Genomic DNA, 19441 nt, shown 5'->3' on the forward strand with positions numbered 1-19441 from the left:
GGGGAAGGCTACCTGACTTCGCGGATCAGGTTGGTGATGCGGGCGGTGGAGAGCCGGCGGCCCCCGCCGTCCGTCATCACGACTTCGTGGGTGGTGAGGGTGCCGCCGAGGTGGATGGCCGCAGCCGTTCCGGTGACCAGGCCTTCGGAGACTGACCTGTGGTGGGTGGCACCGATTTCAATGCCGACGGCGTATCGCCCGGGACCGGCATGCATCGCCGCAGCGAAGGAACCCAGGGTCTCTGCGAGCACCATGTGGGCACCTCCATGGAGGATCCCGGCGACCTGCTGGTTGCCTTCCACCGGCATGGTGGCCACCATGCGCTCAGGTGACATCTCCAGGAATCGGATTCCCATCCTGACAACGAGGGAACCCACGCCGGATTCGCCCAGCCACGGGTGGAGTTCCGCGGGAACACCGGCATCAATCAATTCCTGCAGTCTGGGGTACCCGCCCCCGGCGGGGCCGGACTGGCCCGGCGTGAAAATGTCGCTCATGCCCACTAGGCTTGCATCTGTGAGTGAAACTGCCAAACTGGCCGCTGCCCCCGTCTCTGATCCCGTTCCCAACCCCGAAGAGTCCCTTACCGGCCTCCTGGAAACAGAGGATGATGCCGTGCAGGCGGACACTGCGGCCGGCGTCCCCGTGGGCAGCCACGCGGCGCCTGCTCCGACCACCGGGCCGGCAGCAACAGAGGCTGCGCCGCTGGGCACGGTTAATGCTGCCGGGCACAACCGTCTCCTGGTGATCGATGGCCATTCCATGGCCTTCCGCGCCTTTTACGCCCTGCCGGCGGAGAATTTCTCCACGGACACCGGACAGCACACAAACGCTGTCTATGGGTTCACCTCCATGCTGATCAACCTGATCAAAAACGAGGAACCAACGCACATCGCCGTCGCCTTCGACCTGGATACCCCCACTTTCCGGACCGAGGAGTACTCCGAGTACAAGGGTGGCCGCAACAAGACCCCCGAAGAGTTCCACGGCCAGGTGGACCTCATCATCAAGGTCATGGAAGCCATGCGGATTCCGACCATTTCCCTGGACGGGTATGAGGCGGATGACATCCTTGCCACGCTCGCTGAGCAGGCAGCGGCCAAAAACTGGGACGTGATGGTCGTCTCCGGTGACCGGGATGCCTTCCAGCTGGTCAACGACAACGTCACCGTTTTCTACCCCAAGAAGGGGGTCTCCGACCTGCCCCGCATGGACGCGGAGGCAGTCGAAGAGAAGTACCTGGTACCGCCGGATAAGTACTCCGACCTGGCCGCCCTGGTGGGGGAGTCCGCGGACAACCTGCCCGGCGTTCCGGGGGTCGGACCGAAGACCGCAGCCAAGTGGATCAAACAGTACGGGGGCCTCGAAGGCATCCTGGAGCACCTGGATGAGATCAAGGGCAAGGTGGGGGATTCCCTCCGCGCCAATATCGAAGACGTCAAGCGGAACCGCCGGCTGAACCGGCTGCTGCGCGACCTGGAGCTTCCGGTGGACCTCGACGCCATGGCGGCCCGCCGCCCTGACCGGGATGCCATCGAAGAACTTTTCGATGCCCTGCAGTTCAATGCTCTCCGCAAGCGGCTCTTCGATGTCTACGGCGAAGAGGAAACCGCGGCAGAGCATCCGGAGCTGGTGCCCCCGGCACACACCGTGCTCACAGAGGCCGGCGCACTGGAGAGCTGGTTGGAAGCCACCAACCAGGCGCCCGCAGCACTCCAGCTGGTTACCGAAGGAGCGGGTGAGGCCCGCGACGCGGTAGGCGTTGCACTGGTCACGGACGAGGCGGCTGCCTTCATCCCGCTGACGGACATCGACGCAGGCGCGGAGAAGGTCCTGGCGGACTGGCTTGCGGACAAGGACGCACCGAAGGTGGTGCACGATTTCAAGTCGGCCTACAAGCTGCTCGCGCGCCGCGGACTGCACCTGGCCGGCGAGGTGGACGACCCAGCCATTTCGGGCTACCTGATCCAGCCGGACCGGCGCAGCTACGATCTGGCTGACCTCAGCCTGACGCACCTCAGGCTTTCCCTCGATGCCGCCGCCGGCTCCAGCAATCAGCTGGAGCTCTCCCTGGACGGTGAGGATTCCGCTGCACCCGCCGTCCGGAAGGCGTTCGCGGCACTGCGGCTGAGCGAGCACTTCGCCGGCCAGCTGGTCGAGCGGGGAGCCAACCAGCTGCTGGACGGCCTGGAACTGCCGCTCTCCGAGGTCCTGGCCGAAATGGAACTCGCCGGTATTGCTGTGTCCACCGACAAGCTGGACGCGCTGCTGGACCAGTTCAGCTTCACGATCAACCAGGCCAAGGAAGAAGCCTTCGCGGTTATCGGCAAGGAGATCAATCTTGGTTCACCGAAGCAGCTCCAGGTGGTGCTCTTCGAGGAGCTTGGCCTGCCCAAGACCAAGAAAATCAAGACCGGCTACTCCACCGACGCCGATGCCCTGGCAGACCTGATCGTCAAGACCGGCGGGCATCCGTTCCTGGCCCACCTGCTGGCCTACCGCGATGCCGCGAAGCTGCGCCAGACGGTGGAAGGCCTGCGGAAGGCAGTGGCCGACGACGGCCGGATCCACACCACGTATGCACAGACAGTTGCCGCGACCGGCCGCTTGTCCTCGATCAACCCGAACCTGCAGAACATTCCGATCCGCTCGGAGGAGGGACGCCGGATCCGCGAGGTGTTCGTTGTGGGTGAGGGGTACGAAACCCTGCTCACCGCTGACTACTCGCAGGTGGAGATGCGCATCATGGCGCACCTTTCCGGCGATGAAAGCCTGATCCAGGCCTTCCGCGACGGCGAGGACCTGCACCGGTTCGTCGGCTCGCACATCTTCGGGGTGCCGCCGGAAGAGGTCACCAGTGCCATGCGTTCCAAGGTCAAGGCCATGTCCTACGGCCTGGTCTACGGGCTGAGCTCGTTCGGGCTCTCCAAGCAGCTCTCCATCCCCGTGGACGAGGCCCGCACACTGATGCGTGATTACTTCACCCGGTTCGGTGCTGTCCGCGATTACCTGCGCGGTGTCGTCGAGCAGGCGCGCAAGGACGGATACACCTCCACCATTGAAGGCCGCCGGCGCTACCTGCCGGATCTTGCCAGCACCAACCGCCAGCTGCGGGAAATGTCGGAGCGTGCAGCGCTGAACGCCCCGATCCAGGGCTCGGCTGCGGACATCATCAAGAAGGCCATGCTCGGCGTCGACGCGGAACTGAAGAAGCAGGGACTGAAGTCGCGTATGCTGCTGCAGGTCCATGACGAACTGGTGCTGGAAGTGGCACCCGGTGAACGCGAAGCGGCGGAAAAGCTGGTGCGTGAGCAAATGGCCGGTGCCGCGGACCTTGCCGTTCCGCTTGACGTCTCCGTTGGCTGGGGCGCGAGCTGGCACGAAGCCGGCCACTAGTCCGGCTAACCGCACAGATCAGCCAACACACCGCCGGAGGGGGCAGGCATGGAAGCAGGATCAGGTCTTCGCACTGAGAGGTTCCGTGCTGCCCTGTCTGCGGTGGACGCCGGCCGCAGCGATGAACGGACGGACGCCTGGTTCCAGGCGGTGGCCCTCGGATTCCACGAGGCGCGCTACGAGTCCAAGCACATCACAGCACTGGTTGAGGCCTACCAAACGGACGGGCGGTGGCTCACGGGCGTCTATGACGACGCCGCGCCGGAGTACGCATGGAATCCCGCCGCGCCGGTGGCTACCTACGCCACGATGGTCCACGAACTGAACACCGGCGGCGCGCTGCTTCCGGCGCACCAGATCACGTCCGTTACCGTGCGTCCGTCCCACCGGCGGCGCGGGATCCTGCGGCAGATGATCACGGCGGACCTGCGCCGGGCCAAGGATGAAGGCTTCGCCGTCGCAGCGCTGGGCGCTTCCGAGGCAGTGATCTATGGCCGGTTCGGTTTCGGGGTGGCTACCTCCGAGGTGGCGGTGGAAGTGGACGCCCGGGGGCGCCTGGAACTGACCGTCCCACCAACGGGCAGCACCGTGGTCGCCGACCTCGCGAAGCTGGAAACCCTGGCTCCGGAAATCTTCCGCAGGCACCTGGCCCAAAACCGCGGGGCGCTGGGACGGCAGCTTGGTTACTCGAAGCGCGCGGCCGGCCTCTGGGGTGATCTGCCGGAACCGGAGAAGGACGTCCGCTCCGCGGTCCACTACGGCCCTTCCGGGGTGCCGGACGGTTATGTCACCTTCAAGTTCCTCCCGTGGGACACCGAGCCGCACACCCTCAAGGTGCTTGACCTGGTGGCCGTGGATGACACTGCCAGGCTCGAACTCTGGCGGTTCCTGGGCTCCATTGACCTGGTGGAGCGGATTACCTGTGCGGCGGCGCCGGAAGCGGATCCGCTGCCCTGGGCGCTGGCAGACCGCCGCCGCTACTCGGTTAAGTCCTGTGAGGACCTGCTGTGGCTGCGTCCGTTGGACCCCGCCGCCATGCTTCGTGCCCGCGGATTCGAAGCATCAGGTGCCGTGGTGCTGGGCATCGCTGATCCATTGGAACTGGCTTCGGGGCGGTGGCTGGTGCAGGTGGATGCCGGCAGGGCTTCCGTCACCGGGCTCGGAGCCCGGGATACTCCGCCGCCGGGAATTCCGGCCGTGGATATGGATGTAAGAGCTTTCGCTTCCCTCTACCTCGGAGGCGTCAGCGCGGACCTGCTCTGCGCCGCAGGAAGCATCAGCGGATCCGGGGATGCGGTGGAAACCCTGAGCCGGCTGTTTGCGGTGCCCCGGCCGCCTTACTGCAGCACGCATTTCTAGGCCCGGCCCTACCCGCGGGCCGCACGGAATGAGCCCCAGGAATTACTGGTGTGCGGGAGGCGTTACCCAGGTGACGGATTCCAGGTACGGGTTTCTTCATCTGGCTTTGACCTGACTTGGCGGCTGCGGCTAGACTAAACAGGCGCGTTACGCGTGCTGGTGACTCCCTTATCCTAGGGATCCACCGCCGCAGGCGGGCAACACAAATATTTACATTCTGTCCATCTCCGGACAACCAAGCACCGTCTTGAACCTGGTTTTTCCGGGTTGCACCCGAGCCGGTGGGAGCACATCCGGAATTACAACAACTTCCACATCGGAGTCCCAACTACATGACCATCACCACCACCGAGAAGTCCGGTACCCCGCAGGTCGCAATCAACGACATCGGTACTGCCGAGGACTTCCTCGCCGCAATCGACGCAACGATCAAGTACTTCAACGACGGAGATCTCGTCGAAGGTACCGTCGTTAAGGTCGACCGCGACGAGGTCCTGCTCGACATCGGTTACAAGACCGAGGGTGTCATCCCTTCGCGTGAGCTTTCCATCAAGCACGACGTTGATCCCGGAGACGTCGTCTCCGTTGGCGATCAGGTTGAAGCTTTGGTCCTCACCAAGGAAGACAAAGAAGGCCGTCTGATCCTCTCCAAGAAGCGCGCACAGTACGAGCGTGCCTGGGGCGACATCGAGAAGGTCAAGGAAGAAGACGGCGTCGTTACCGGTACCGTCATCGAGGTTGTCAAGGGTGGTCTTATCCTCGACATCGGGCTGCGCGGCTTCCTGCCGGCATCCCTCGTGGAGATGCGTCGCGTCCGCGACCTGGCTCCGTACATCGGCCAGCAGATCGAAGCCAAGATCATCGAGCTGGACAAGAACCGCAACAACGTGGTCCTGTCCCGCCGTGCCTGGCTCGAGCAGACCCAGTCCGAGGTTCGTTCCACGTTCCTCAACAAGCTGGAAAAGGGCCAGGTTCGTCCGGGCGTTGTTTCCTCCATCGTCAACTTCGGTGCATTCGTGGACCTTGGCGGCGTAGACGGCCTCGTCCACGTTTCCGAGCTGTCTTGGAAGCACATCGACCACCCCTCCGAGGTCGTTGAAGTTGGCCAGGAAGTCACCGTTGAGGTTCTGGAAGTTGACCTCGACCGCGAGCGTGTCTCCCTGTCGCTGAAGGCTACGCAGGAAGATCCGTGGCAGACCTTCGCCCGCACCCACGCCCTGGGCCAGGTTGTGCCGGGCAAGGTCACCAAGCTGGTTCCGTTCGGTGCGTTCGTACGCGTCGAAGACGGCATCGAAGGCCTGGTTCACATCTCCGAGCTGGCAGTCCGCCACGTGGAGCTGGCCGAGCAGGTTGTCTCCGTTGGGGATGAACTGTTCGTCAAGGTCATCGACATCGACCTCGAGCGCCGCCGCATCTCCCTGTCGCTGAAGCAGGCGAACGAGGGCGTCGATCCCGAAGGCACCGAATTCGATCCGGCTCTGTACGGCATGGCCGCAGAGTACGACGAAGCCGGCAACTACAAGTACCCGGAGGGCTTCGACCCCGAGTCCAACGAATGGCTCGAAGGTTACGAGACCCAGCGCGCCGCTTGGGAGCAGCAGTACGCTGACGCCCAGGCCCGCTGGGAAGCTCACAAGAAGCAGGTTGCCCAGCACAACTCCGAGGACGTCGCTGCTGCATCGGACTCCGTCGAGTCCAGCGCAACCAGCTACTCTTCCGAGCCTGCTGCATCCGAGTCCGCTGCCGGCACCCTGGCATCGGACGAGGCTCTCGCCGCACTGCGCGAGAAGCTGACCGGCAACTAATTATTGTTGCTTAGGCATTAGCCGCTTCAAAGCGGGTCTCCACTTCGGTGGGGGCCCGCTTTGTCGTTGATACTGGGAATTGGAAACCACCAAAGACACTACGGGGGACGTATGCAGCGCGAGGACCGGCCGGAGATGGACGGATTGTTGGAGGAGGAGATTCGCCGGCGGGCCAGGGGAGGCGCGGCGCAGCTGCGGCCGCAGCAGGCCGCGAATCTCGTCAACGGCTTCGAGGAAGCGGAGAGGGGGCTAAGCCCCGACGAATTCGACGCCCAACAGGAAGCGGTCGGTGCACTGCAGGAGGCATACCCAAACTACTTCCGGGCTGCCCGCTCTGCCGCGAAGTCTGAAGCGGCAGCGGATATGGCCCGGTTCCGGGGATGGCGCAGGGAGCAGCTCGCCCTCGCCCGGGCAGCGGACGGACCCGCAGCCACCCTGGCGCCCTGGCTGCGCGCCGGGGGAGCAGCATTGTCATTCACCGGGATTCTGGCCCTGGGCGTGAACCTCATTGGCTATCCGGTCCTGCTGGCCTGCTGGGCATTCTCGATCGGGATTTTCCTGCTGGGTGGGCGGTTCCTGACGCGGCGCACGAGTCCGCTGTGGAAGGGCGTTTTCTCCGACCCCAAATACGTGTGCGGGGCGGTGTGGCACGCGGCGGCGCAGGCAGCCGCGGCGGAACTGATCCGGTTCCGCGAACCCGGTGCTGCCGCCCAGGAGGAAGGCCTCCGGGAGGTCGAGGACTCCTGGGCCCTCCGTAACCGGAGCAGCGTCCGCTACGCACACGAGGATTACAGCGGCCTCACGGCGCTGCGCTGAAAACCTGCTGGACTGAACGTGGGCTGGACTGAACGCAGGCTGGACTGAACGCAGGCCTGCCGGTTCCCGGGACGTGCCGGGAACCGGTCCTGGGGTATCCGCCGGCCGGCCGCAGGGCGTTGCCGCTAGGCGGAGTCACGCACCACAAGGGACGTCGGCAGACGGCAGACGCGGTGTGCCGGCCGTCCCTCGATCAGCTCCACCAGCATTCGCGCCATCTTCTCGCCGAGATCGGAGATGGGATGGTGGACAGTGGTCAGTGCGGGCGAAACACTCGTCGCGAAGAGGTCATCATCAAAACCGACGACGGCGATGTCCTCAGGAATACGCAGCCCATGCTCCTTGATGACGGCATGGGCTCCGGCTGCCATCTGGTCATTCGCCGCGAACAGGCCGTCCATCGGCTTGCCGCGCGCCAGCAGCCGCCGCATGGCAGCCGCTCCGGAAGAAACCGTGAAGTCGCCATACTCCACGAGCGCGTCATCCAATCCCGCAGCTGCCAGCCCCGACCGCCAGCCGGCCAGCCGGTCAACACCGGGTGGCATGTCCTGCGGACCCGCGATGGTGGCTATGTTCCGGCGTCCGGCGCGAATCAGGTGCGCGGTGGCAGCCAACGCGCCTTCCTCGTTGTCCACCTCTACGTAGTAGCTGTCGCTGGCATTAAGCAGCGGCCGTCCGGCGAAAACAATCGGCAGTGCCTCGTTCAGGTGCTCCCACGAATGGTCCCCGCTGTGGTGGGAAACCACCAGGACACCGTCCACATTGCCGCCCATGAGGTACCGCTGGGTCTTTCCGGGATTGGCCTCGGAGGAAGTGACCATGTTCAGCATGTACTCGGTGGAGCTTAGATATTTGGCCACACCTTCGACAACCGTTGCAAAAAACGGATCGGCGAAGACCTTGGACGTCGACTCGGGTACCAGGAGCGTGATCGTGTACGTCCGCCTGCTGGCCAGCGTCCGGGCCGCCCGGTTGGGAACGTAGTTGAGCGCACGCACTGCCTGCTCCACGCTCTGGACCAGTTCCGGCGCCACCGACGTCGACCCGTTCACGACGCGTGAGACAGTCGCCCGGGAGACACCGGCCAGGGCAGCCACCATCTCCAAGGTTGGAGCCGGCCGCACCTGTCCGGTGTCAGTACCCACTGTGGTCTCCATGTAGCGGTGTCCGTTTCTCTCGCCCCAAGCCTCGCTCAGGTACCAATTCTAGTTTCATTCACCCGACCGGCGCGGGCGCCGGATCGTTCCCGTACACCCGTGCCCGGGCCTTCCGCCGGGCCGCCTCGGCGTACCTGCTGTAGGCCAGACCGCTGTCCTTAATCGTCCGTTCCTGGGTGGTGTAGTCGACGTGGATGATTCCGAAGCGCTTCTCGTATCCCCAGGACCATTCGAAGTTGTCCAGCAGGGACCAGACGAAGTAGCCCCGCACGTCAGCGCCCTGGCCGATCGCATCCTTGACCGCGTTCACGTGGTCAAGGATGAAGCGGGTGCGCTCAGTGTCGGGAACTGTGCCCGCCTCGCTGAGGGCGTCGTCGTAGGCCGCACCGTTTTCGGTGATGTAGAGCGGGGGCAGCTCTGGATACTCCTGGCTGAGCCGCACCAGCAGCCGCCGCAGCCCGTCGGGGTTCACTTCCCAGTTCATTGCCGTCCGGGGCAGGCCCCGGGACGGGAAGGTGATGTGCTCGGCCCCGATCCAGGGTGACGCTTTGGGAGTGGACGTGCCGCCGCCGTGACCGTCCGCGCCGGTGGTATCCGGATGCCCGCTGATCAGGTCGTCGTGGTAGTGGTTGACGCCGAGGAAGTCGATCGGCGTTCCGATGGTGTCCATGTCCCCGGGGAGGATGACCTCGTGCAGGCCGTAGGGCTCCAGGTCCCGCAGGGAATCCTCAGGATAGGCGCCGCGCAGGATCGGCTCCAGGAAGATCCGGTTCTGCAGCGAATCGAACAGCCTGGCTGCCTCTGCATCCACCGGATCGGCCGGGTTCTTCGGGATGGAGTTGCTCAGGTTCAGGGTGATCCCTACCTGTTCCGCACCGAGAGTGCGCAGCTCAGAGGCTGCCATCCCATGGGCAAGGTGCTGGTGGTGCACGGCAGCGACGGCAGCACGCGGCTCCTGGCGCCCGGGCGCATGCACACCGGAGCCGTACCCCAGCAGCGAGGAGCAGAACGGTTCGTTGAACGTAGTCCAGTGGCGGACCCGGTCGCCCAGGGACGCATAGACGTCCTGCGCGTATTCCACGAAACGGAAGGCGGTGTCCCGGTTCGCCCAGCCGCCCTTCTCTTCCAACCCCTGAGGCAGATCCCAGTGATAGAGGGTCAGCCAGGGGAGTATCCCGGCCTCGAGCAGTTCATCCACCAGACGTGAGTAGAAGTCCAGCCCCGCGGCATTAACCTCCCGCCCGCCCGGCCGTACCCGGGCCCAGCTGGTGGAGAACCGGTAGGAATCCAGCCCAAGCTTTTTCATCAGCGCCACGTCCTGCGGCATCCGATGATAGTGGTCAACCGCGGTCGCGGGGGTGTCTCCGTTGAGGACGTTGCCCGGTACCGCTGCGAAAGCGTCCCAGACGGAGTCCTCCTTCCCGTCTTCGTGAGCCGCGCCCTCCACCTGGGCCGCTGCAGTCGCTGATCCCCAGATGAAGCCAGGCGGAAAATCGCTGGCCGGAGTGGTCTTCTTCGTCATTAGCCCTTCACTGCTCCCTGCATGATTCCGGAAATAAGTTGTTTGCCCGCCAGTACAAAAAGCACGAGGAGGGGGATGGTGGCCAGTACGGCGCCGGTGAGGACCACTGAGTAGTCAACGTAGCGGGCGGACTGGAGCTGACTGAGTGCGACCTGGAGAGTCGGGTTGTTCGGCAGCACCAGGAGGGGCCACATGAAATCCGTCCAGGCTGTCATGAACGTAAACAGGCCCAGAATGGCCATTGCGGGCTTGGCTGCGGGTAACGCGACGTGCCGGAAGGTGCCGAGCATGCTTGCCCCGTCCATCCGGGCCGACTCGATCAGTTCATCTGGAATAACGTCCACCAGGTACTGCCGCATAAAGAAGACCCCGAAGGCGGTCACCAGGCCTGGGACGATCACGGCGCCCAGTTCACCTGTCCAGCCGAGCTTTTGCATGATCATAAAGAGGGGAATGATGCCCAGCTGGGTGGGAATGGCCATGGTGGCTATAACCGCCACCATCAGCAGGCCCCGGCCCTTGAACCTCAGCTTTGCGAAGGCATAACCCGCGAGTGTGGAAAAGATGACCACCGAAGCCGTCACGGTGCCTGAAATGATCAGGCTGTTGGCCAGCGCTTTCCAGAAGGGCACGGTGTCGAAGACGGCAGCGGCATTCGTCCAGAAGTTTCCTCCCGGCCAGAGCGGCGGCCAGTCCAGTCCCAGCGCCTCGTTGGACCGGCTGCCGATGACCATCGACCACCACAGGGGATAGGCGGACCCGATGAGGAAGGCCAGCAGGATCCCGTAGCTGAGGAGCCCTGGACGCCTTGTCCCGCCCATTGAACGGCGTGGACGCCTGCGGGATGGCTTGCCTGAACCGGAGTCAACTCCGGTGCCCGGAACAGCCCGGGCCTTTTGCAGAACAGTCATCGTTTACTCCTTGCCCGCCGGGGCTTTTTCGTATCCGCTGTCGCGATTTTCTTGGAGATCAGGAAATTCACCACTCCCACCAGCACAATGATCAGGAAAAGCAGCCACGCCACCGCAGCAGCCTTGCCGAAGTTCTGCCGTTGAAACGCCATCTCCCACAGGTACAGGACTGTCGTCTGGAACTGGCGCTGGGTTCCGCCGGCCGTGACCGGATCGAACAGGCGCGGTTCCGCGAAGATCTGCAGCCCGCCGATCGTGGAGGTGATGATCACGAAGATCATCGTCGGCCGGATGCTGGGCAGCGTAATGCTGAAGAAGCGTCGGACGGCACCCGCTCCGTCCAGGGCTGCTGATTCGTAGAGATCCCGGGGAACAGCCTGCATGGCGGCCAGAAGGATCAAGGCGTTGTAGCCGGTCCAGCGCCAATTCACCATGGTGGCGATGACGACGTGGCTGGGGAACGTGTCCTCCCGCCAGCTGACCCCGTTCACCCCGAAGTTGCCCAGGAAGTTGTTGATGAGGCCGTTTTGCTCATTGAACATGTTGCTGAAAATCAGGGCAACTGCCACGGGAGTCACCACGTAGGGGAGCAGAACCGACATGCGCCAGAACGTCTTTGCCCGCAGGTGCTGATCCAGGACAGCGGCCAGGAGGACCGCTACTGTCAGCTGCGGTATGGCGGAGAGCAGGAAGATGGAAAACGTGTTGAACATCGAGTTCCAGAAGTAGCCGTCCGCCAGCACGGCCGTAAAGTTCTCGATTCCAACGAAGTCCCCCTGGCCCTTGAGGGTGTGCCAATCATGAAGCGAAACCCAAAAGGTATACAGGAGCGGGAACAAACCGGTGAGTGCGAAAAGGATAAAGAAGGGAGAGATGTACAGATATGGGGACGCCTTCATATCCCAGGCGGAACGGCGCTGGCGGAAGGTGAGCCGCTTCTTGGCGGGCGGCCGGACAACTGGCTGTTTCAGTGTGGTGGTCATGGGGAACTCTCATGCTCCAGGCGGGGCCAACGGCTGAGGCCGAAGGCCCCGCGTGCGGTGCTGCTAGTTGTTGATAACCAGGTCGTTAAGAAGCTCGAGCGCCTTGGCCCAGGCCTGGTCGGCGTCTGCCTGGCCGGTCTCAAGGAGGTCGATCGGCGGACCGAAGACGTTCTCCTGGATCACTGAGTCATCCGGGCCCTTGAACTGTGCAACTACGCCTTCAGCACGGGCAGCCAGGATGGAGCCGGTGGGGGCGTCATTGAACCATTCGTTCGGAGTGGCCTCGGATGCCAGCTGTTCCTGGGCAGCAATGGTGCTGGGGAAGTTGTTTGCTGCCGCGCTCTGCTTGATCTGCTGGTCCGGATGGGTCAGCCAGGCTGCCAGTGCGGCCGCAGCTTCCTTGTGCTCGGACGTTTCCGGAACGGACAGGAAGGCTCCACCCCAGTTGGACGCTCCGCCGGGGAAGACATCGGCGAAGTCCCATCCGCTGTCCGTCCCGCCGCCCGCGGCCTCAATCTTTCCCTGGATGGTTCCCAGCATCCAGCCCGGGCACACCATGGTGGCGAAGGAGCCGTCAAGGAACGCCTTGCCGTTGGCCCAGTCCCATTGGGTCTGATCAGAGGACAGCCCGTCTTCGATGGCACCGCCCAGCTGCTTGAAGCGCGAAATCATCGCTTCGTTGCCGTCGAGGTTCAGCTCGCCGTCCTTGGTGTAGTAACCCTCGTCCATCTGGTTCACCATGGAGTTCCACACGAAGCCGGCCTGGTCGAACCAGGCCTTGCCGCTGGTGTCCTTGTACTGGTTTCCGGCTTCGAAGTACTTCTCCCAGGAGGCGTTTTCTCCCCCGAGAAGCTCGGCAACGGCTTCCCGGTCACTGGGCAGTCCTGCTGCCTCGAAAAGCTTCCCGTTATAGCAGATGCCCTGCGGGCCGATGTCGGTGCCGTATCCGATGACGCGCCCCTCAGGATCGGTTCCCTGTTCATACTTCCAGTCGACCCAGTTGTCCTTAATGTCAGCCGCTCCGTAGTCGTTCAGGTCAACGAACTGGTCGGAGATTTCCATGATCGAACCGAGCCAGCCCTCTTCGATGGCGACTACGTCGCTGACGCCCGAACCTGCGGCGAGCTTCGTGAACAGGTCGGTCCGGGCGTTGCCGCCGGTATCGATGTTGGTGGCCTTGATGGTGACCCCCGGGTTGGCGTCCTCGTACTCCGCATACAGATCGTCGTAGCCGAAGGTGCCGAACGTGGTCACGGTCAGTTCGACCGGATTTTCCGCCGAAGCGGGTTCGTCACTGTTGCTGTCGCCGCCGCCGCAGCCGGCGGCCAGCATTGCCACTACGGCGGCGCCTGCCACCGCAGCAGCTGGATGTCGGAAGTTTTTCACGGTCACTCCTTTGTGTGTGGGTCTAGCCGGTGCATATATATCCCGAATGGACTCTGCCGTGGAGCTTCCTGGCTGATCCGCTGGGCGGGACTCATGTGTTGTGGATTAACAGGGAGCCAGGTCCGGCTAGGTGCTGCAGCCGAGTGAGAGAGCGCTCTCTGATGTTGCTGAGAGCCTAGATGTGACGGGCTTCACTGTCAAGAGAGCGCTCTCTCGACTTTGGGGAAGGGGGTGTGAAGGGGAGAAAACTAACGGACCGTGGACACCGTGACCGTGAACTTGGGGTTCCGCGCAACCTGCCGGGTGGGTCCGACCAGCCTGGTCAGGGCCGGCTTGTAGGCGAGGTGGCTGTTCCAGACTGTCCATAGCTCACCGCCGGGCTGCAGGGCCCGGCCGGCGTCGGCAAAGAGTTTCAGGGCGATGCCGGCATGCACGGCCGCCCCAATATGGAAAGGCGGATTGAGCACAACCAGTTCCTGCGACGCATCGGCCAGCCAGCTCAGGGCATCCGCCCGGCGCACGGCGGCACGCCCGGCGACACCGTTCGCCTCCAGCGTCAGGACAGTGGAGGCAACAGCGGCTTCCGACTGGTCAGAGGCCAGGATGCGGGCCTCCGGGCGGGTCAGTGCCAGGTACGCGGCGATGGCCCCGTTGCCACAGCCCAGGTCAACCACCTGCCCGGCGCTCCGGGCCTGAGCCAGATGCGGCAGCAGGAAGCGGGTCCCTGGATCCAGCGCAGCTCCGCCAAAGGCCGCGCCGCGGGCCCGGAGCTGGAGCGGCGCCGGCAGTCCGGCGTCGTACGCAGCCGCCAGGGGAAAGCGCGGGGCCGGGCGCTCCGGCGCGGGCAGGGGGGAGGATACGGTCAGGGCCCGGGACTTCTGCCGCGCCAGGCCTGCCGTGACGGAGCCGAAGTACCGCCCCAGCACGGTATTCATCGCCGTCGTCATATGTTTCACGCGCCCGCCCGCGTAGATCACGACGTCCGGTGCAGCGTGCTCCGCGACCAGCGCAGCAATCTCCTCCAGGGCATCCAGTGAACGAGGCAGGCGCAGGAGCACCAGCCGTGCACCTGCCGCGAGTCTGCCGTCCAGCCCATGGTGCGCATAGGTCTCCCCGAGTCCCAGGGTCCGGGCATTGGCGTCCAGGGCAAGTTCCCCGGACAGCGGATCCTGCTGGACCCGAATTCCGCGGAGGCCATGCGTGGCTGCCGCTCCGAGGGTGAGGGCACCGTAGGAGTCACCGATAACGGCCAGTCCTGCCGGGCCGGAACCGGCGTGGTGCCCCGCGCCTCTGCGGGCAGATTCCTGCTGCTGTGCCAGGCGGGCCAGGTCCTCCGCAGCGGTATCGAGCAGCAGCCGGTCCGCGCTGTCGTACGCCTGGAGGTTCTCAGCCTCAACGTCGGGGGCACGGCCGAGCACGTCGAAAGCAAAAGCAGCAGTGGGGGTCACAGATCGATCCATTCGGTAGCAAGGGGCTCGGGCGTGGTTCCGCCGGCGGTAAGGGAAGCCAGCCGGTCCGAAAAGGCATCTCCGGCGCCGGCAGCATCCGGCAGCGCCACGGTGATGGTGGCTCCGCCAGGCCCATAGTCGGTACCCCTGATGCTGTATCCGGCGCTCCGCAGATCGTTCTCCAACCGGCCGGCGCCGGCATGGCCTGCTGTCACCGCATAGAGCTGCATGCGCCTGCGCCGGAGCAGGGGAGCGGATGAGAGGGCCAGGGACACTGACTCGGAGTAGGCGCGCACCAGTCCGCCGGCGCCCAGGAGGATTCCGCCGAAATAGCGCACGGTGACTGCGGTGATGTCGCTCAGGTCCGCGCAGCCGTCAAGAGTCTCCCGCTTGGTCAGTGCTTCCAGCATGGGAATCCCTGCCGTTCCGGAGGGCTCGCCGTCGTCGTTGGAGCGCTGGACCGCCCGGTCCGGACCCAGGACAAAAGCACTGCAGTGGTGCCGGGCGTCGTGGAACTCACGGCGCAGTTCCGCCACCAGTTCACGGGCCTGCTGTTCGGTTTCCGTGCGCCGCAGCACGGTGATGAAGCGTGAGCGTTTGATTTCGAGCTCGCTGCGGTGCTCCCGGGCGATGGTCGTGTAGCGCCCCGCCGCCGCGTCGAAATCACTCACCGTTCCAGTCTAGTTGCCGTCCCCCGGCACGGCTTCCGTTCCGGGTAGGGTGGGAGCCATGCTCAAGGTAGGACTCACCGGCGGGATCGCTGCCGGCAAATCCCTGGCCGCCCAGACCCTCGCGGACTGCGGCGCCGTGCTGATCGACGCCGACGCGCTGGCGCGCGAAGCCGTGGCGCCAGGCACCGAGGGGCTCGCCGCCGTCGTCCGGGCCTTTGGCCCGGACATACTGTCCGGCGACGGCACGCTTGACCGGGCCGCCCTGGCGGCAGTGGTCTTCGGCGACGCTGAACGGCGTGAAGTGCTCAACGGGATTGTTCATCCGCTGGTCCGTGCCCGGGCCGCGCAGCTGGCGGCGCAGGTTCCGGCCGAGGGGATACTCGTCCAGGACGTCCCCCTGCTGGTGGAGACCGGGCAGGCGGGGAATTTCGATTTCGTCCTGGTGATCGAAGCGCCGGAGGGGCTGCGGATGGAGCGTATGGTCCGGGACCGCGGCATGGATCCGGCGGCTGCGCAGGCAAGAATCGCGGCACAGGCGAGTGCCGGGCAGCGGGCCGCGGCAGCCGACGTCGTACTTAACAACACCGGCAGCCGTGATCAGCTGGTGGCGGCCGTGAAGGAGCTCTGGGAGAACCGCCTGGTTCCCCTGAACGAGGCACGGCTGCGGACGGACCGGCAGTAAGCGTACTTGGAAACGACGTTATGCCGTGAGCAATACGGACAAGAGCTGACCGCATCCCGGAGTAGCGTTAAACCATGAGTCTTGCGCAGGACATCAATCGTGTTGTTGCTCCGTTCCGTGTGGTCAGTGACTACTCACCTGCCGGTGACCAGCCGACGGCCATCAAGGAACTGGCCGAACGCATAAACGCCGGCGAAAAGGATGTCGTCCTGATGGGCGCCACGGGTACCGGCAAAAGCGCCACCGCAGCCTGGCTGGTGGAGCAGGTGCAGCGGCCAACCCTGGTGATGGTCCAGAACAAAACCCTGGCGGCCCAGCTGGCCAACGAGTTCCGGGAACTGCTGCCCAATAACGCAGTGGAGTACTTTGTTTCCTACTACGACTACTACCAGCCCGAGGCGTACGTTCCGCAGACCGACACCTTCATCGAGAAGGACTCCTCCATCAACGAGGAGGTCGAACGCCTGCGGCACTCCGCGACGAACGCCCTGCTGACCCGGCGCGATGTAATCGTGGTGGCGACCGTGTCCTGCATCTACGGCCTGGGTACGCCGGAAGAGTACATCCGGGGCATGGTGACGCTGCGCCGCGGCATGGAAATGAACCGCGATGACCTGCTGCGCCGCTTCGTCTCCATGCAGTATGTCCGCAACGACATGGACTTTCACCGCGGTACCTTCAGGGTGCGCGGCGACACCGTGGAAATCATCCCGATGTACGAAGAGCAGGCCATCCGGATCGAGTTCTTCGGCGACGAGGTGGAGAGCATCCAGACCCTGCATCCGCTCACCGGCGACCTGATCCGCGACGAGGAAGAGATGTACGTCTTCCCGGCCTCGCACTACGTTGCCGGACCCGAACGGATGAACCGGGCCATCACCGGCATTGAGGACGAGCTGCGGGAGCGCCTCGCCGAACTCGAAGGGCAGAACAAGCTCCTCGAAGCGCAGCGGCTGCGGATGCGCACCACCTATGATCTGGAAATGATGCAGCAGATGGGCTTCTGCAACGGCATCGAGAACTATTCGCGCTGGATCGACGGCCGCGGGGCGGGTACGGCACCTCACTGCCTGCTGGACTACTTCCCGGATGACTTCCTGCTGGTGGTGGACGAATCCCACGTGACGATTCCCCAGATCGGCGCCATGTACGAGGGTGACATGTCCCGTAAGCGGACCCTCGTGGAGCACGGCTTCCGGCTCCCTTCAGCCATGGATAACCGGCCGCTGAAGTGGGATGAGTTCCTGGAGCGGATCGGCCAGACGGTCTACATGTCCGCAACCCCGGGCAAGTACGAGCTGGGCAAGGCCGACGGCGTGGTTGAGCAGATCATCCGCCCCACCGGCCTGGTGGATCCGGAAGTGGTGGTCAAGCCCAGCAAGGGCCAGATCGATGACCTGCTGGCCGAGATCCGGACCCGGACCGAGAAGGACGAACGCGTGCTGGTCACCACCCTGACCAAGCGCATGGCCGAAGACCTCACCGGCTACCTCCTGGAAAACGGGGTCAAGGTCGAGTACCTGCACTCCGACGTCGACACCCTCCGCCGGGTGGAGCTGCTCCGTGAACTGAGGCTCGGCACCTTCGACGTGCTGGTGGGGATCAACCTGCTCCGTGAAGGCCTGGACCTGCCCGAAGTCTCCCTGGTGTCCATTCTTGACGCGGACAAGGAAGGCTTCCTGCGCAGTTCAACCTCCCTGATCCAGACCATTGGCCGTGCCGCGCGGAACGTTTCCGGCGAGGTGCACATGTACGCCGACCGGATCACCGATTCCATGGCGCATGCCATTGATGAGACGAACCGGCGCCGGGCCATCCAGGTTGCCTACAACAAGGAACGCGGCGTGGACCCGCAGCCGCTGCGTAAGCGGATTGCCGACATCACCGATTCGCTGGCGCGCGAGGACGCGGACACGAAGGCGCTGCTGGAAGAGGCAGCCCGGACGAAGAAGAAGGGCAATGCCAAGGGCATCCGCAAGGACGGACTGGCCGCCGCCCCCGCGGAGGACCTGACCGGACTGATTGAGCAGCTCACGGAACAGATGCACGCAGCCGCCGCAGAGCTGCAGTTCGAACTCGCCGCCCGGCTCCGTGACGAGGTTGGCGACCTTAAGAAGGAACTGCGCCAGATGCAGAACGCCGGGCACGCCTGAGATAGACTGCTTGGCGTCGGTGGGGCAGTCCGGGAGGTATCCGGAAGACCCTGCCTTTTCCGTGCTCTGAAAGGTACTTCTACATGCCCGCATTACCTGTCGCCTTCGAGGTCGGCACGTTTATCATCCTGGGACTGGTCCTGCTTTTCGACCTGCTCCTGGTCGTCAAACGGCCCCACGAACCGTCCATGAAGGAAGCCGGCCTGTGGGTCGGCTTCTACGTTGGGCTGGCGCTGCTGTTCGCCGCCATGATGTTTGTCTTCACCGGCCCGGAGTACGGGAGCCAGTTCGTGGCAGGCTGGGTCACCGAATACAGCCTGAGCATCGACAACCTGTTCGTGTTCATCATCATCATGGCCCGCTTCTCGGTACCCCGTAAGTACCAGCAGGAAGTGCTGATGTTCGGCATCATCATTGCCCTGATCCTGCGCGGAATCTTTATCCTCATTGGCGCCGCCGTGATCGAGAACTTCAGCTGGGTCTTCTTCATCTTCGGCGCTTTCCTCCTCTGGACCGCGTACAAGCAGGCCACTGATAACGGCGAGGACGAAGACTCCGGAAGCGACAACAAACTCATCCGCCGGCTCACCGGCTTCCTGCCGATGACGGACAAATTCGACGCCGGCAAGATCCGCACCGTGGTGGACGGCAAGAAGGTCTTCACCCCGATGCTGGTTGTCTTCATCACCATCGGCGTCACCGACCTGATGTTTGCCGTGGACTCGATTCCGGCCATCTTCGGGCTGACCCAGAGTGCGTTCATTGTCTTTACCGCCAACATCTTCGCGCTGATGGGCCTGCGCCAGCTTTACTTCCTGCTGGGCGGTCTCATGGACCGGTTGATCTACCTGAAGCACGGGCTGTCGATCATCCTGGCGTTCATCGGTGTGAAGCTCATCCTCCATGCGCTGCACGTCAATGAACTGCCGTTCATCAACGGCGGCGAACCGGTCGCCTGGGCTCCGGAAATCCCGACCTTCGTTTCCCTGGCCGTCATCCTGGGCACCATCGTGATCGCAACCGTAGCCAGCCTGCTGAGTCCGAAGGCAAAGGCCGTACAGGCTGTGGCGTCCCTGGAGAATGCGCTGGCCGTGTACCGCAGCCTGGGCGAGGACGCTGCGCATGAGGAGCGCGTCCAGGCCTACGAGAGGG

Annotated in this window: 14 protein-coding genes and 1 pseudogene; 7 read left to right on the forward strand and 8 right to left on the reverse strand. The window is 64.2% G+C overall.

What is annotated here, in order from left to right:
• Positions 1-8 precede the first annotated feature (8 nt).
• Entirely contained in the window at positions 9-497 is a 489-nt protein-coding gene (locus tag ArtHe_RS05815; protein WP_248319156.1) for a PaaI family thioesterase, read from the reverse strand.
• Here ArtHe_RS05815 and polA point away from each other — a divergent pair.
• The 4 genes from polA (at position 496) to ArtHe_RS05835 (ending at position 7376) form a co-directional block, all read left to right on the forward strand.
• On the forward strand, positions 496-3396 hold the full coding sequence (gene polA / locus ArtHe_RS05820; protein WP_282568714.1) for a DNA polymerase I: 2901 nt from the start codon (positions 496-498) through the stop codon (positions 3394-3396). The genes ArtHe_RS05815 and polA overlap by 2 nt on opposite strands.
• Positions 3397-3444: 48 nt before the next feature.
• Positions 3445-4755 carry a GNAT family N-acetyltransferase gene (locus ArtHe_RS05825; protein ID WP_248319157.1) on the forward strand — a complete coding sequence of 437 codons (1311 nt, stop codon included), beginning with the start codon at positions 3445-3447 and terminating at the stop codon, positions 4753-4755.
• 332 nt (positions 4756-5087) lie between these two features.
• The gene (gene rpsA / locus ArtHe_RS05830; protein ID WP_066298016.1) at positions 5088-6560 is read left to right on the forward strand and encodes a 30S ribosomal protein S1; all 1473 of its coding nucleotides are present in this window, start codon (positions 5088-5090) and stop codon (positions 6558-6560) included.
• A gap of 111 nt (positions 6561-6671) precedes the next feature.
• Positions 6672-7376: a hypothetical protein gene (locus ArtHe_RS05835; RefSeq protein ID WP_248319158.1), complete on the forward strand. Its 705-nt coding sequence runs from the start codon at positions 6672-6674 to the stop codon at positions 7374-7376.
• A gap of 125 nt (positions 7377-7501) precedes the next feature.
• Here ArtHe_RS05835 and ArtHe_RS05840 read toward each other — a convergent pair whose 3' ends face one another.
• The 7 genes from ArtHe_RS05840 to ArtHe_RS05870 all read right to left on the reverse strand — a co-directional run bounded on the left by ArtHe_RS05840 (position 7502) and on the right by ArtHe_RS05870 (position 15454).
• Positions 7502-8476, reverse strand: a complete 975-nt coding sequence (locus ArtHe_RS05840) for a LacI family DNA-binding transcriptional regulator (protein WP_248319685.1) — start codon at positions 8474-8476, stop codon at positions 7502-7504.
• 115 nt (positions 8477-8591) lie between these two features.
• Positions 8592-10055, reverse strand: a complete 1464-nt coding sequence (locus tag ArtHe_RS05845; RefSeq protein WP_248319159.1) for a GH1 family beta-glucosidase — start codon at positions 10053-10055, stop codon at positions 8592-8594.
• On the reverse strand, positions 10055-10876 hold the full coding sequence (locus tag ArtHe_RS05850) for a carbohydrate ABC transporter permease (RefSeq protein ID WP_248319686.1): 822 nt from the start codon (positions 10874-10876) through the stop codon (positions 10055-10057). The genes ArtHe_RS05845 and ArtHe_RS05850 overlap by 1 nt, the downstream gene beginning before the upstream one ends.
• An 86-nt stretch (positions 10877-10962) precedes the next feature.
• Positions 10963-11949: a sugar ABC transporter permease gene (locus ArtHe_RS05855; RefSeq protein ID WP_248319160.1), complete on the reverse strand. Its 987-nt coding sequence runs from the start codon at positions 11947-11949 to the stop codon at positions 10963-10965.
• A gap of 63 nt (positions 11950-12012) precedes the next feature.
• Positions 12013-13281 (reverse strand): extracellular solute-binding protein, encoded by a 1269-nt coding sequence (locus ArtHe_RS05860; protein ID WP_248319687.1) that lies wholly within the window; start codon positions 13279-13281, stop codon positions 12013-12015.
• 302 nt (positions 13282-13583) lie between these two features.
• A complete protein-coding gene (locus tag ArtHe_RS05865; RefSeq protein WP_248319161.1) occupies positions 13584-14783 on the reverse strand; it encodes a class I SAM-dependent methyltransferase in 1200 nt (399 codons plus the stop codon).
• Complete coding sequence (locus ArtHe_RS05870) at positions 14780-15454, reverse strand: YigZ family protein (protein ID WP_248319162.1); 675 nt, start codon at positions 15452-15454, stop codon at positions 14780-14782. The genes ArtHe_RS05865 and ArtHe_RS05870 overlap by 4 nt, the downstream gene beginning before the upstream one ends.
• 58 nt (positions 15455-15512) lie before the next feature.
• On the opposite strand from ArtHe_RS05870, the gene coaE reads away from it, so the two are divergent.
• The 3 genes and pseudogenes from coaE to ArtHe_RS05885 all read left to right on the forward strand — a co-directional run.
• Positions 15513-16136, forward strand: coding sequence for a dephospho-CoA kinase (coaE, locus tag ArtHe_RS05875; RefSeq protein WP_248319163.1), 624 nt, complete (start codon positions 15513-15515; stop codon positions 16134-16136).
• A 74-nt stretch (positions 16137-16210) separates the two neighbouring features.
• Positions 16211-18289, forward strand: coding sequence for an excinuclease ABC subunit UvrB (uvrB, locus tag ArtHe_RS05880; protein WP_248319164.1), 2079 nt, complete (start codon positions 16211-16213; stop codon positions 18287-18289).
• A gap of 83 nt (positions 18290-18372) precedes the next feature.
• Positions 18373-19341 (forward strand): annotated as a pseudogene (locus ArtHe_RS05885) (TerC family protein); the annotation flags it as partial.
• Positions 19342-19441 lie beyond the last annotated feature (100 nt).

Origin of the sequence: Arthrobacter sp. Helios (assembly GCF_023167125.1) — a bacterium.
GTDB lineage: Bacteria > Actinomycetota > Actinomycetes > Actinomycetales > Micrococcaceae > Arthrobacter_B > Arthrobacter_B luteolus.

Coding starts and splice junctions, on each gene's coding strand:
- polA (WP_282568714.1), top strand. CDS start 496: ATGCCCACTAGGCTTGCATCTGTGAGTGAAACTGCCAAACTGGCCGCT.
- ArtHe_RS05845 (WP_248319159.1), bottom strand. CDS start 10,055: ATGACGAAGAAGACCACTCCGGCCAGCGATTTTCCGCCTGGCTTCATC.
- rpsA (WP_066298016.1), top strand. CDS start 5,088: ATGACCATCACCACCACCGAGAAGTCCGGTACCCCGCAGGTCGCAATC.
- ArtHe_RS05835 (WP_248319158.1), top strand. CDS start 6,672: ATGCAGCGCGAGGACCGGCCGGAGATGGACGGATTGTTGGAGGAGGAG.
- uvrB (WP_248319164.1), top strand. CDS start 16,211: ATGAGTCTTGCGCAGGACATCAATCGTGTTGTTGCTCCGTTCCGTGTG.
- ArtHe_RS05855 (WP_248319160.1), bottom strand. CDS start 11,949: ATGACCACCACACTGAAACAGCCAGTTGTCCGGCCGCCCGCCAAGAAG.
- ArtHe_RS05840 (WP_248319685.1), bottom strand. CDS start 8,476: ATGGTGGCTGCCCTGGCCGGTGTCTCCCGGGCGACTGTCTCACGCGTC.
- ArtHe_RS05860 (WP_248319687.1), bottom strand. CDS start 13,281: ATGCTGGCCGCCGGCTGCGGCGGCGGCGACAGCAACAGTGACGAACCC.
- ArtHe_RS05850 (WP_248319686.1), bottom strand. CDS start 10,876: ATGGGCGGGACAAGGCGTCCAGGGCTCCTCAGCTACGGGATCCTGCTG.
- ArtHe_RS05815 (WP_248319156.1), bottom strand. CDS start 497: ATGAGCGACATTTTCACGCCGGGCCAGTCCGGCCCCGCCGGGGGCGGG.
- coaE (WP_248319163.1), top strand. CDS start 15,513: ATGCTCAAGGTAGGACTCACCGGCGGGATCGCTGCCGGCAAATCCCTG.
- ArtHe_RS05825 (WP_248319157.1), top strand. CDS start 3,445: ATGGAAGCAGGATCAGGTCTTCGCACTGAGAGGTTCCGTGCTGCCCTG.